The sequence below is a fragment of the Pedobacter sp. GR22-10 genome (assembly GCF_026239715.1).
GTDB lineage: Bacteria > Bacteroidota > Bacteroidia > Sphingobacteriales > Sphingobacteriaceae > Pedobacter.
Genome location: NZ_JAPIVR010000002.1, coordinates 866,540 through 879,535 on the forward strand (window position 1 = coordinate 866,540; position 12,996 = coordinate 879,535).

Consider the following 12,996-nt stretch of genomic DNA (forward strand, 5'->3'; position numbering starts at 1 on the left):
TTTTATCTTTGTGTCATGTCGCTGTTTAAAATAAAAGAGGAAATGGATGCGCTGGTTGCCGAACTTAACCAGCATAATTATAATTATTATGTGCTGGCCATGCCAACTATCGGCGATTTTGAGTTCGATAAAAAATTAAAGCACCTGGCTGAACTGGAGCTGGCGAACCCAGACTATGCAGATCCAAATTCCCCGACTCAACGGGTTGGTGGCGACATCACCAAAAATTTTATCACTGTTCAGCATAAATATCCCATGCTTTCGCTGGGCAATACGTATAATGAGCAAGACCTACGTGACTTCGACGAACGGATTCGAAAAGCCATAGGGGATAATTTCGAATATGTTTGTGAATTAAAATTCGACGGTTTATCCATCAGTTTAACTTATGAAAATGGAAAACTGATTAGGGCCGTAACCCGTGGTGATGGCACCAAAGGTGATGATGTAACCAATAATGTAAAAACAATTCACACTATTCCCCATCAAATTAAATCAGACCAGGCACCGGCACATTTTGAAATTCGGGGAGAAATTTTTATGCATAAAGCTGCCTTTTTGCGTTTAAATGCTGCACGTGAAGAGCTTGGTGAAATCCCTTATGCCAACCCCAGAAATTTTGCTTCCGGAACCATCAAAATGCAGGACAGCAAGGAGGTAGCTAAACGACCATTGGATGGTTTTATTTACTTTCTTTATACTGATAAAAATGAATTTAAAAACCATTGGGATAGCCTGATGGCTGTAAAAAATTGGGGATTTAATGTTTGTGAACACAATAAACTGGTTCAAAATATTGATGATGTATTGGCCTTTATTCACCATTGGGAAAATGAGCGCTTTAAACTTAGCTATGATATTGATGGGATCGTAATTAAGGTAAACAGTTATGCGCAGCAACAGGAATTGGGTTTTACGGCCAAATCTCCGCGTTGGGCTATATCCTATAAATATAAAGCTGCAGAAGTAGAAACCATTCTCGAAAAGGTAACTTATCAGGTTGGTCGTACGGGAGCAGTTACGCCGGTTGCTAATTTAAAGCCGGTTCTGCTAGCAGGTACGACGGTAAAAAGGGCCACCCTTCATAATGCCAACGAGATTGAAAGACTGGATTTACATGAAGGCGATGCTGTTTTTGTAGAAAAAGGCGGAGAAATTATTCCGAAGATTATTAAGGTAAACCTGGATAAACGTCTCGCCGGCTCGAAAAAGATTCATTACCTGCACAATTGTCCTGAATGTGGCACTGAACTCATCAGAAAAGAGGGCGAAGCCGTTCATTATTGTACAAATGATGAAGGTTGTCCGCCACAGATTGTAGGAAAAATACAACATTTTATTTCCCGCAAGGCGATGAATATTGATGGCCTTGGTGATGAAACCATTGAAACTTTTTATAAACATGGCCTGGTAAATCATATTAGTGATTTGTATACCTTGTACCAAAAGGCAGATCAGCTGAAAACATTAGATCGCTTTGGCGAGCGTTCTATTGAGAACATGCTGATGGGCATAGAAAAATCAAAAGAAATGCCTTTCGAAAAAGTACTTTTTGGTTTAGGCATTCGCTATGTAGGCGAAACTGTAGCTAAAAAGCTGGCTGCCGGAGTAAAGAATATCGATCGTTTATCGAAAGCAACAGTTGAGGAATTAATTGCTATAGATGAAATCGGACAAAGAATTGCTGAAAGCATTGTTGAGTATTTTGCAAAAAAAGAGCATCTCGATCAAATAGAATTATTAAAATTAGCCAATTTACGCTTCGAAATTGAAGAAAAGCTAATTGAGCTGTCCAGTGATAAACTTATTGAAAAAACATTCGTAATTTCGGGCGTTTTTGAAAATTATAGTCGTGAGGAACTTAAAGACCTCATTGAGGCCAATGGTGGCAAAATTTTAAGCGGAATATCCGGTAAATTAAACTATCTGGTAGCCGGAGATAATATGGGGCCATCCAAACTGGAAAAGGCAACCAAACTAAAAGTTCCGATCATTAGTGATCAAGAACTTATAGATATGTTAAAATAAAAAATAAGGGAATGATAGATTTAATGAATGGCAGAATGTGAGCGTTCGGTCAATCTTTCATTCAAAATTGAATAATTACAATATATAATGAACAAATTTCAGGGTACTGGTGTGGCATTGGTTACACCTTTCAATGCAGATGGATCTGTTGATTATAACGGTTTAAAAAACCTGATTAATCATTTGATCGACGGAGGGATAGATTACCTCGTTTCTTTAGGCACAACCGGCGAAACCGCCACGATGACCAAGGATGAGAAGAAGAAGGTGTGGGCTTACACTGCTGAAATTAACAACAATAGATTACCATTGGTTGCCGGCATTGGGGGCAACTATACCTTAGCTGTTGCTGAAGAGATCAAAACTTTTGATGCGACGGGATATAGTGCAATTTTATCTGTAAGTCCTTATTATAACAAACCAACACAAGAGGGGATTTATCAACATTATAAGCACCTGGCGGAGGTTTCGCCTTTGGATCTTATTTTATACAACGTACCCGGGCGCACCATGAGCAACATGAGCCCGGAAACCACCTGCAGGTTAGCGCATGATTTCAAAAACATCATTGCAACTAAAGAAGCCTCAGGAAGTTTTGATCAGTTTAACCAGATCATGAGGGATAAACCCGAAGACTTTCTATTGATCTCAGGAGATGACCCGATTACATTGCCCATGATTGCTTTAGGTGCATCAGGGATAATATCTGTCGTTGCCAATGCAATCCCCAAACAGTTTTCTGATATGGTAAGACAATGCTTGGCTGGCGACTTTAAGGCTGCTGTTCCTGCACACTTAAGTTTGGTTGAGTTCACACGTTTGGCTTTTGCAGAAGGAAATCCTGCCGGGATTAAAGCTGCATTGAAACATTCAGGCATTTGCGGTGATACAGTAAGGTTACCACTGATTAAAGCTTCTACTACCTTACATCATGCCATTGAAAATGAATTGGCAAAGCTTGCTCAACTGGTATAACTAAATAATAAACATTGCTTATTTGAAGCGTGTTTTTAAATGGAAACAGGTTCGTTCTTTTGCTCTTCAGCAATGGAATTAACCTGTTTTTTTTATGCGTATTTAAAATATTACAGTAGGTTATTCCACTAACTATCAACAACTTACCAGCACACTTTAACCTATTGATAAAAGCAGACACCAACATTCCATTAAAGAATACTATGCAGGCATAGAAATTGAATACAGCATTCTACACACAAATTAAACACAAAATGAAAAAGCTACTATTAATGTGCCTATTAGCCGCAACGCTGATGGGCTGTAATGCGATTCAGTATTACGAACCGAAATTTACGATCGGTATGACCGAGCAGGAATTTAAAAATCTTAACAGATCTGCCGTCCAGGTTTATGGAGATGATAGAGATATGCTGATTTACAGAACCTATAATGGCATAACAGAAAACTTCAAATTTTTCCGTTTCTCCAAACAAAAACTGGTACAATTTGGTGAGGGAGTTTATGCAGATGACTATAAGCTTATGCTCTTGAAGTAACAAAAAACCTGCCTTCGGGATTTCCTCAAAGGCAGGTTTGTCAAATATCTAATATTGGTTTAAGCTTTATTTTTTGTATCCTGTACTTCCAAACGAATGGCCTGGGCTAAGTTCTTTAAATCTTGCATACCTTTACGAACACGGGTTCCAGCGGCGCTATTCCCCTTGTTATAAAACTTGTCTGCATCAGCTTCCAAAGCTGCAACTAAACTTTTCACTTCTTCAAATTTTTTCATTTTCTTGTACTCCTGTAGTTTAAAGGTTTGATTTTTAATTATCTAACTCTAATTTAAATGGTTTGTTGCACAAACAAAAATATTCCTAAATAAAAATAGCTGTTTAAAGTGCTTTTTTTCTTCTCCACGCAGATCAAAGTTAACTTAAGAAACACTGGTAAAGCAAAAAGCCAATTATCTTAAATAATTGGCTCCTGTATTCTAATACTATAACTGCTTATGCAATTGCAAACTGATTTTCTTTATAATAACCGTTTTCCAATTTTTCTGAAACTTCACTGAATGCATCCAATGTACGTTGAACATCTTCTAATGTATGTACAGCTGTTGGAATTAAACGCAATTCGATCATTCCTTTAGGAATTACCGGATACACTACGATTGAGCAGAAAATACTATAATTTTCACGTAAATCGAAGGTAATGGCAGTAGCATCCGTTAATTCGCCCTTTAAGAAAACGGGGGTCACAACTGAATTGGTTACCCCTAAATCAAAACCGCGTTCACGTAGTCCTTTTTGCAAAGTGGTGGCTATTTCCCATAATTTATCCTTAAGCTCAGGTTTTCCTTTTAACAGTTCTAAACGTTTTAGAAGTCCTTTAACCATTGGCATAGGTAATGCTTTTGCAAAGGTTTGAGAACGCATGTTGTACCTGAGGAAATTAGTGATTTCTTCTGTAGACGCTACAAATGCACCAATACCAGCCATAGATTTGGCAAATGTTCCAAAGTAAACATCAATGCCTTCAATGCAATCCTGTGCTTCATGTGTACCAGCGCCTGTTTTACCCATGGTTCCAAAACCGTGTGCATCATCAACCAGTATCCGGAATTCGAAATCATTTTTAAGGTCAACGATTTCTTTTAGTTTACCTTGCGCGCCACTCATGCCGAAAACACCTTCGGTAATTAATAAAATACCACCTCCAGATTCTTTAGTCAGTTTGGTCGCACGTTCTAATTGTTTACGGGCACTATCAATATCATTGTGTTGGTAAACAAATCTTTTGCCCATGTGCAAACGCAGGCCATCTATAATACAGGCATGAGATTCTGCATCATAAACAATTACATCATTTCTATCAACCAGGGTATCAATAATCGAAACCATCCCTTGATAGCCATAATTCAACAAAAATGCATCGGGTTTACCAACAAACGCAGCAAGTTCCTGCTCCAGTTGCTCATGATATTTTGAGTTACCGCTCATCATCCTGGCACCCATTGGGTAAGCCATACCAAATTCGGCCGCGGCCTCTGCATCAGCTTTTCTAACCTCCGGATGATTGGCTAAACCTAAATAATTGTTTAAGCTCCAAACCAAATGCTCTTTTCCTTTGAATTGCATGTGCGGTGCAATCTCTCCCTCTAATTTTGGAAATGAGAAATACCCATGTGACCATTTTTGGTGCTGACCAAGCGGGCCCATGTGCTTTGCTATCTTATCGAATATATCCAATGTACTGTGTATTTTGTATAATAAAATTTTGCGAATTTAAGCTTTATTCGTCTTAAAATCAATTAGATTAATCTTTTGCCTGTCAATTAAGATTTTTAACGATCTAATTTTATGCCAAAAAAGCCCCCGATATTGTATCGGGGGCTCAAAATTATATGTGGTCAGACTTAGTCAACGTTATCATGTAAAAAAGAATTGTTTGGTCTGATCTCTGTACCGCCATCCTGATCGTTGCTGAGTGTAAAACGACTCACCTGTGATTCTGAAGAATGCTGAACTTGCTGCAATTGCATTTGTTTACGTTTATAAGCAGGTTCATTTTCCAATTCCTGTAAACCATTGGTTGTACGCAGTTTCATGCTCAAATCTTTCAGACGTAAAATACGTTCTTTAGATTTTTTCAACTGCTCTTCCATTGATTCGTCACTTTTATCATCATCTAAACCAACCACCGGCATTTCTGGTTCAGGAGTTGGTTCAGCAACCGGTGTATCAAATACGTAATTAGGTTCAGCCAACTTCACTTCAAACTCAAACCCGGTTTCTTTCGGCTCTTCTACCTGAGGTTCTTCCTCCATCAGGGTATGGCGAACGATGTGGTTATCCGGCTCCTGCTGTTTTTGAGCTTCTGGCTTGTTGAACATTCCACCAAAAAGATCAGCTTGTGAAACTTCTTCTTTTGCTTTTAAAACAGGCTCATAAGATGGCGCTGCTTTTGGCTGAATAAAAGAGTTTACCGGTTCAATCGGGCGAACCAATGGTGCTTCTTCTGGTGTTAACAGTGAAATTTTCTTCTTATTCTTTTCTTCGTGAACGCGTTCTTCTGAAGTCTGGAAGCCCGTAGCAATAATGGTTACCGATAATTTATCTTCCAGAGATTCATCCGTACAGTTACCCCAGATTAAATCTGCTGATAAACCAGCTTTATCCTGAATGTAATCTGTAATTATGGAAACCTCATCCATGGTTACTTCACGAAGACCAGAACTGATGTTCAATAAAATATAACGGGCGCCTTCAATTTCATTATCTTTCAATAATGGAGAAGCTAAAGCACCTTCCACCGCTTCCAATGCACGATCTTCACCATCAGCAGAATGACTACCCATAATAGCTACGCCACTATCTTTCATCACGGTACGCACATCCTTAAAATCCACGTTGATATAACCTGGAACAGTAATGATTTCGGCGATGCCTTTAGCTGCAGTAGTTAAAATATCGTCTGCCTGGCCAAATGCAGAACCTAAGGTCAGGTTTCCAAAAATCTCACGTAAGCGATCATTTGAAATAACCAGATAGGAATCTACATATTTCTTTAACTCTTCCATTCCTTCATCAGCCTGAAGACGACGTCTTTTCCCTTCGAATGAAAATGGAGTAGTAATGATGGCAACAGTTAAAATATCAAGTTCTTTAGCAGCTTTCGCAATAATTGGCGATGCACCTGTACCGGTACCGCCACCCATTCCTGCTGTAATAAAAAGCATTTTGGTTGTACTACCCAGCATAGCTTTAATATCATCTATATTCTCTATTGCCGAGTTTTTACCCACCTCAGGAATAGAACCAGCACCCATTCCTTCGGTTAAGCTAGCCCCTAATTGCACCTTGTTAGGGATAGGACTAGATTCCAAAGCCTGGGCATCTGTATTACAAATAATAAAATCTACACCAGTAATACCTGACAGGTACATATGGTTTACTGCGTTGCCGCCACCGCCTCCAACACCAATTACCTTGATAATTGAAGACTTATCTTTTAACATTTCGAACTGCATATCTTTATGAATCAGTTGTTTAAAAATTTTTAAATTCTGTTCATTACTCAATGTAATATTAACACTTTTTCAACATACGTTTTCCACATTTGTTAAGAATGTGGAAAACTCATTTTTTGTGGAAAAGTTTTAGCTTTTTAAGTAATCTTCATCACTCACATTCATATCGTCCTGAATGAACGTTTTCGTTTTCGCCAGTAATTTATCAAACAAACCTGGTCCACGTTTTTCTTTCTCTTTAACCGTTTTTGGCTTCTCTACAAATACCCCTGGTTGCTTCATTTCCTCAATCAGCTCTTCTGCTTTTTGAATACCTTTAATTAACAATCCAACACTGGTTGCATACATCGGGCTTTTCAAGTCATCATAAATCGTTTTCGGCATATCTTCATATTTAGATAAATGCTCATTCGGATATCCGATGCGGCAATCTAAACCTGTTACATACTCTACTGCCTGAGATAAGTGCTTTAACAGTGCGCCACCACCTGTGATGACAATGCCACCAATTAATTTTTTCTCATATCCGGAAGATTTGATTTCGTAATATACATGCTCAATAATTTCTTCCATCCGTGCCTGGATTACATATGCCAGGTTTTTAACTGATATTTCTTTCGGTTCGCGTCCACGTAAACCTGGTACACAAATGATTTCATTTTCTTTGTTCTCCTCAGCAAGGGCAGAACCAAAACGTGTTTTCAGCAACTCAGCCTGGTTACGCATGACAGAACAACCCTCTCTGATGTCTTCAGTTACACTATTACCACCAAATGGAATTACCGCTGTATGGCGAATAATGCCTTCATGGAAAATAGCAATATCTGTAGTACCACCACCAATATCTACTAATGCGATCCCCGCTTCTTTCTCTTCATCGCTCAACACCGATTCAGAAGACGCCAATGGCTCAAGAATTAAATCCTGCGTTTGTAATCCTGCATTATTTACACATTTAATGATGTTTTTCACCGCGGTAACCTGACCGGAAATGATATGAAAATTAGCTTCCAGACGTACGCCAGCCATACCTATAGGATCTTTAATTCCCGGTTCGTTATCAATGGTGAATTCCTGTGGCAATACATGGATGATCTCCTCTCCTGGAGGCATCACCAGTTTAAACATATCGTCAATCAGCTTATCGATATCTTTTTTACCAATTTCGTTGTTTAATTCTCTTCTTGTTAAAATCCCTCTATGCTGTAAGCTTTTGATGTGCTGACCAGCAATCCCTACATTTACCACCTGTATTTCTACGTTGGATTGTCCGCTTGCGATTTCTACTGCCTGCGCGATGCCTTGCACGGTTTTTTGAATGTTAGAAACCACTCCACGTGTCACACCTGCCGATTCTGCTTTGCCTATTCCTAAGATTTCTATCTTACCATGTTGGGTTCTGCGGCCAACGATAACACAAATTTTTGTAGTACCGATATCTAATCCTACTACAATGGGAGACTGACTGGTAAATTTTGCCTTGTCCATATTTGTTAATTTTGCTGAGTTTTATATTGTTTTTCTAGGGCTCTGATTTCTTTTTCTCTTGCTTCTTTCTGCTTTTTAAGCTCTTGTGCACTTAATACAGGTTTTGCCTTAGTTGTTGCTTTTTGATTTTCTTCTTTTTTGGTTTCTTTCGCCTTTGCCGCCTGAATTACAGGCTTTTTGGGTTCAGTCTTATTTTCAACCTTTTTCACCTCAGTTTTCTTGGTTTCAGTTTTTTTGACTTCGGGCTTTTGTGGCTCCGGCTTCCGGGGTTCTGTTCTTTTTACTTCAGTTGCTGATGCAGTCTGAACAGGTGTTTTTTTAATGGCCGCCGCGATTACATCCTTCACCAATGAATCAGAAACCCTTTGCTGTACACGAACGCTATCCATCTTTGATAAACGTTTTAAATTCCTTGCGATTTCTGTAGAGTCGCGCCTTTGGCAAACAATCTGATTGGTATACTTGATATTAATGGTTTTATAAGCTTCCCATCCTACCTGCGGCATTGCTTTTTTATAGAAAATAAGCAGGTTATTCATTTTCTTTTCCAGCGAATCAGCATTACCTAAAATTATACGCTGATTACCCACCCTTGGAATGAGTTCCATATCATTTTGCTGATCTACCACGACCTGTTCAATCTGGGCATCCCAAAGTGTATCCTTTTTGATGTACTGAGCAGTTTTATAAAGGTCGCGGGCCAATTTAGTATGTAAGGTATCTACACGGCTTCCAAAAACCTCCGAAATATGACCTGTAGCCACCAGCACATTTGCGGTAAAATTAGAAGAGGTAGGCATTTTTAATCCATCATTATCTATATAGAAATCTTGTCCAGTTTCATTTAATATACGTACAATGGGCTGTCTTTGTTTGACTTCGATGTTTAAAATTCCATCCATATCTACATAAACCTTTGCAAATGCGATATAAGGGTTGGATTGTAATTTCTTTTCTATTTTATGAATGTTAATGTTTTCCAGATTTCTTCCTAAAAGCACACCCTGATCTTCTTTCAGGATGGCATCAATTTCTTCTCTTTCGATAAAATTATCTGCACCGGGAATTAAAATTTTTACATCAGTACATTTTACCGTCTGCTTTTTAACATTAATAAAACTTAAAAGCACCACCACGCCAGCCAGGCTGATTAGCCAGGCAAAGCCGGTAAATATTGCGCTCCAGTTTATTCGCTTAAGCATGGTTTAATGTATTTTTAATGGGTTCAATAAGGGTATCAATATCGCCGGCACCAACCGTTAGAATCAGTTCAGGCTTTTCTTGCGCGATGTATTCGATCACGGCATCTTTTTCAACAATTCTTTTATTTCCCAGTGTGATTTTATCCAGTAAGAACTGTGCATTTACACCTTCCAAAGGCAATTCTCTGGCCGGGTAAACATCTAATAATAAAAGTTCATCGGCGGTACTTAAAACGCGGGCGAAATCATCTGCAAAATCCCGTGTCCGTGTAAACAAATGCGGTTGAAAAATCACTGTCAGTTTTTTCGTTGGATATAGCTGCCTAACCGCATCAAAACATGCCCTGAGTTCTTCAGGATGATGCGCATAATCATCAATATATATCTGCGATTCGTTATTGACAATATATTCAAAACGACGTTTAACCCCTTTAAAATTGGCAACGGCCAGTTTTACTTTTTCGGCATCAATCCCCAGCTGTAAAGCGATGGCTATGGCTACAGTTGTATTTTCCACATTATGCTTACCAGGCAGCATTAAGCTTACATCTGTCAGCTGATGATTGGAGTCAACATAATCAAAAACAAATTTCGCCCCTTCAACCCTTAAGTTTATTGCCTTTGCATCAGCGGTTGAGCTTGCGGCATAAGTGATGCTATTTTCTAAAGGCAAACCTTCGTGAACATACAGTTTGCCCTCAGCCTTTAACTGACCGGCATATAACCGGAAAGATTCTTCCAGATGGCTTTTATCACCATAAATATCCAGGTGATCGGCATCCATTGAGGTAACAACAGCAATATCAGGGTGTAAGGTCAGGAATGAACGGTCATATTCATCCGCTTCTACAACCACCACATTATTCTTTCCGAAAAGCACGTTGCTGTTGTAGTTACTGGCAATGCCACCCAAAAATGCAGTACAATCAAATCCTGTATCTTTCAGAATATGTGCTACTATAGAAGATGTGGTTGTTTTCCCGTGTGTACCCGCTATCCCGATACAGAACATTCCCTTGCTAATAATTCCTAACACTTCAGATCTCTTCTTCAGCACGAATCCGTGGCTTCTAAAATAATTGAGTAATTGAGCATCTTTCGGAATGGCGGGGGTGTAAACCACCAAAGTATCTTCTTTTGAATGGAGAAATGCTTCAGGCAATTCAGATACTTCATCAGCATAAGTGATCTGTATACCTTCCTGCGCTAATGTTTCAGTAAGTCGGGTTTTAGTTTTATCATAACCACAAACTTCCTGCCCACGTTTAGCAAAATAACGGGCGAGCGCACTCATGCCGATACCACCGACACCTACAAAAAAGACCCTATTTATTTTACTTAATTCCATTTTTATTAGATTTGAGATGGGAGATATGAGACACTAGACAAATGGTCTAATCTCAAATCACACATCTAGTTTCTCATCTCTTTACTTAATCAATTTCAACACTTCACCCGCTATCATTTCATCAGCTGCCGGCAAGGCCATTTTCCCTATGCTTTCTGATAACTTAATGCGCTGACTTTCATCTTTCAGCAATTCCAAGGCTGTTTTAACCAAAGTATCTTCAGCTGAACGGTCATTGATGAGCAAAGCAGCACCATTTTTAACCAGTGCCATGGCATTTTTAGTCTGATGATCTTCTGCTACATTTGGAGAAGGCACCAGTATTACTGGTTTTTTGATCAGGCAAAGTTCTGCAATGGTTCCTGCTCCGGCACGGGAGATGATTACATCTGCCGCTGCATAAGCCAGGTCCATTTTATTTAAAAATTCCAGGATGCGCACGTTGGGGTGATATTCAAGCCCTAACCTTTCAATAATTCCTTTATAATAAAACTTACCGGTTTGCCAGATTACCTGAACATCCTGAGCTAAAATTTCAGGCAGGTGTTTTTCAATCGCTTTATTTAAGGTTCCTGCGCCTAAACTCCCCCCCGTAACCATAATGGTTTTTTTCAATGGATCAAGTTTCAAAAGTTCAGCACCTGCATGGTGTTTACCTTTAATATCCACCACCTCTTTACGTACCGGATTACCTGTTTTCAAGATCTTACCTGCCGGGAAAAACTGATCCATTCCGTCAAAAGCGACACAAATCTTGGCCGCTTTTCTGCCCAGCCACTTGTTGGTAACACCTGCATATGAATTTTGCTCCTGTATTAAACCTGGAATTCCTTTCAATGAAGCCGCATACAATAACGGACCAGAAGCATATCCCCCTACACCCACAACAGCATCAGGTTTAAAATCTTTAATAATTTCCAGGGCTCTTTTTACACTTCCGATCACTTTAAATGGCAATGCCAGATTTTTCATGATCGAACCGCGCTGCATACCACTGATATTCAATCCTATAATTTTATATCCGGCAGCTGGAACTTTTTCCATTTCCATCCGGCCGTTCGCGCCCACAAACAAAATTTCACAGGAAGGAACCAAGCGTTTAAGCGCATTGGCTATGGCTACGGCGGGAAATATATGCCCGCCGGTGCCACCACCTGATATGATAATTTTTGGGGAATTATTCATTTTGTTATTTAATTATTGAATGAGGGAATTTTGAATGAGGGAATGTTCAATAAAGATAGCTACATTCAATCATTCGTTCATTCTATCATTCTTATTTAATTATTGAATGAGTGAATTTTAAATGAGTAAATGTTTACTAGCGACAATTACATTCTATAATTCAATCATTCTTTATTTCTATCTCTAATTATTGAATTTGTGAATTTTGAATGAGTAAATGTTTAATAGCGACAATTACATTCTATAATTCAATCATTCTTTATTTCTATCTCTAATTATTGAATTTGTGAATTTTGAATGAGTAAATGTTTAATAGCGACAATTACATTCTACAATTCAATCATTCTTTCATTTAATCCTTTATTTATGATTACTTACTGTTTTTCTTGCTTTAGCTACAATTGCTAAAATTTCATTTACTTCTTTCAATAATGGTTGAGCTTCCATCGAATTTGTAATCTTCGATTCTGTTAGGATCTCAATCCAGAACGCAGTTTCATCCGCTTCCTCAACAACAATACTCAGCTTAGAAAAAAATTCTGCCCTGGACCTACTTCTGCATGCAGCTCTATAATTTGCTCCGACTGATGATGCTGATCTTATAAATTGCCTACCTATTATTTTTCCTTCTTCAGTTTTTGGCAGTGCTTGATAAAACTTTATTGAATCCAAAACGAACTTCTTTGTTCTGGCTTTTATCGATTCTACAAAATCAATTTTAGTTACATTCTCCACTATTTATTAATTTCTAACTA

At 38.6% G+C, this 12,996-nt stretch carries 11 protein-coding genes; 3 read left to right on the forward strand and 8 right to left on the reverse strand.

Annotated features, from left to right (window positions below; all coding sequences use genetic code 11):
- Positions 1-15: 15 nt before the first annotated feature.
- The 3 genes from ligA to OQX64_RS11245 all read left to right on the forward strand — a co-directional run bounded on the left by ligA (position 16) and on the right by OQX64_RS11245 (position 3,542).
- Positions 16-2,028: an NAD-dependent DNA ligase LigA gene (ligA, locus tag OQX64_RS11235; RefSeq protein ID WP_265818827.1), complete on the forward strand. Its 2,013-nt coding sequence runs from the start codon at positions 16-18 to the stop codon at positions 2,026-2,028.
- A gap of 87 nt (positions 2,029-2,115) precedes the next feature.
- On the forward strand, positions 2,116-3,003 hold the full coding sequence (gene dapA, locus OQX64_RS11240) for a 4-hydroxy-tetrahydrodipicolinate synthase (RefSeq protein WP_265818828.1): 888 nt from the start codon (positions 2,116-2,118) through the stop codon (positions 3,001-3,003).
- Positions 3,004-3,257: 254 nt separating this feature from the next.
- The gene (locus tag OQX64_RS11245; RefSeq protein WP_265818829.1) at positions 3,258-3,542 is read left to right on the forward strand and encodes a hypothetical protein; all 285 of its coding nucleotides are present in this window, start codon (positions 3,258-3,260) and stop codon (positions 3,540-3,542) included.
- Positions 3,543-3,601: 59 nt separating this feature from the next.
- Here the strand turns inward: OQX64_RS11245 and OQX64_RS11250 are convergent, their stop codons facing one another.
- The 8 genes from OQX64_RS11250 to OQX64_RS11285 form a co-directional block, all read right to left on the reverse strand.
- Positions 3,602-3,778, reverse strand: coding sequence for a hypothetical protein (locus OQX64_RS11250; protein ID WP_010602932.1), 177 nt, complete (start codon positions 3,776-3,778; stop codon positions 3,602-3,604).
- Between the two features lie 217 nt (positions 3,779-3,995).
- Complete coding sequence (locus OQX64_RS11255) at positions 3,996-5,237, reverse strand: aminotransferase class I/II-fold pyridoxal phosphate-dependent enzyme (protein WP_088300058.1); 1,242 nt, start codon at positions 5,235-5,237, stop codon at positions 3,996-3,998.
- Between the two features lie 167 nt (positions 5,238-5,404).
- Positions 5,405-7,018: a cell division protein FtsZ gene (ftsZ, locus tag OQX64_RS11260; protein WP_088300377.1), complete on the reverse strand. Its 1,614-nt coding sequence runs from the start codon at positions 7,016-7,018 to the stop codon at positions 5,405-5,407.
- 129 nt (positions 7,019-7,147) lie between these two features.
- A complete protein-coding gene (ftsA, locus tag OQX64_RS11265) occupies positions 7,148-8,506 on the reverse strand; it encodes a cell division protein FtsA (protein ID WP_088300059.1) in 1,359 nt (452 codons plus the stop codon).
- Between the two features lie 5 nt (positions 8,507-8,511).
- Positions 8,512-9,708: a cell division protein FtsQ/DivIB gene (locus OQX64_RS11270; RefSeq protein ID WP_265818830.1), complete on the reverse strand. Its 1,197-nt coding sequence runs from the start codon at positions 9,706-9,708 to the stop codon at positions 8,512-8,514.
- Entirely contained in the window at positions 9,701-11,056 is a 1,356-nt protein-coding gene (gene murC / locus OQX64_RS11275; protein WP_265818831.1) for a UDP-N-acetylmuramate--L-alanine ligase, read from the reverse strand. The genes OQX64_RS11270 and murC overlap by 8 nt, the downstream gene beginning before the upstream one ends.
- Before the next feature lie 81 nt (positions 11,057-11,137).
- Positions 11,138-12,241, reverse strand: coding sequence for an undecaprenyldiphospho-muramoylpentapeptide beta-N-acetylglucosaminyltransferase (gene murG, locus OQX64_RS11280; protein ID WP_265818832.1), 1,104 nt, complete (start codon positions 12,239-12,241; stop codon positions 11,138-11,140).
- A gap of 360 nt (positions 12,242-12,601) precedes the next feature.
- Positions 12,602-12,976: a four helix bundle protein gene (locus OQX64_RS11285; RefSeq protein WP_265818833.1), complete on the reverse strand. Its 375-nt coding sequence runs from the start codon at positions 12,974-12,976 to the stop codon at positions 12,602-12,604.
- Positions 12,977-12,996 lie beyond the last annotated feature (20 nt).

What these genes read in the sequence shown, in the direction of transcription:
- ftsA (WP_088300059.1), bottom strand. Translation starts at nt 8,506, where the DNA reads ATGGACAAGGCAAAATTTACCAGTCAGTCTCCCATTGTAGTAGGATTA.
- murG (WP_265818832.1), bottom strand. Translation starts at nt 12,241, where the DNA reads ATGAATAATTCCCCAAAAATTATCATATCAGGTGGTGGCACCGGCGGG.
- OQX64_RS11250 (WP_010602932.1), bottom strand. Translation starts at nt 3,778, where the DNA reads ATGAAAAAATTTGAAGAAGTGAAAAGTTTAGTTGCAGCTTTGGAAGCT.
- murC (WP_265818831.1), bottom strand. Translation starts at nt 11,056, where the DNA reads ATGGAATTAAGTAAAATAAATAGGGTCTTTTTTGTAGGTGTCGGTGGT.
- dapA (WP_265818828.1), top strand. Translation starts at nt 2,116, where the DNA reads ATGAACAAATTTCAGGGTACTGGTGTGGCATTGGTTACACCTTTCAAT.
- OQX64_RS11270 (WP_265818830.1), bottom strand. Translation starts at nt 9,708, where the DNA reads ATGCTTAAGCGAATAAACTGGAGCGCAATATTTACCGGCTTTGCCTGG.
- ligA (WP_265818827.1), top strand. Translation starts at nt 16, where the DNA reads ATGTCGCTGTTTAAAATAAAAGAGGAAATGGATGCGCTGGTTGCCGAA.
- ftsZ (WP_088300377.1), bottom strand. Translation starts at nt 7,018, where the DNA reads ATGCAGTTCGAAATGTTAAAAGATAAGTCTTCAATTATCAAGGTAATT.
- OQX64_RS11245 (WP_265818829.1), top strand. Translation starts at nt 3,258, where the DNA reads ATGAAAAAGCTACTATTAATGTGCCTATTAGCCGCAACGCTGATGGGC.